1 pseudogene is annotated in these 236 nt (G+C 70.8%); it reads left to right on the top strand.

The window, feature by feature from the left end:
* A pseudogene (locus tag BN358_RS26060) lies at nt 1-236 on the top strand (chloride channel protein); the annotation flags it as partial.

Here is a 236-nt window from a genome sequence, read left to right on the forward strand (position 1 = left end):
CGAAGGAACTCGGATCCGTGGTGCTGGCAGCGCTGGCCAGCCTCGTCTTCGGCGCGGTGCTCGGCCCCGAGGCCCCGCTGCTGGCGATCGGCACCGCATCCGGACTGGCGCTGGTGCGCTCGCCGAACAGTCCTGCGCGCCAGGTGATGGCGCTGGTGGGTGCGATGGCCGCAGCGGGTGCGGTACTGGGCAATCCGCTGGTGACCCTAATCCTGCTGCTGGAACTCGCACTGGCC

Source organism: Sedimentibacter sp. B4, assembly GCF_000309315.1.
GTDB classification, from domain to species: Bacteria; Bacillota; Clostridia; order Tissierellales; family Sedimentibacteraceae; genus Sedimentibacter; species Sedimentibacter saalensis.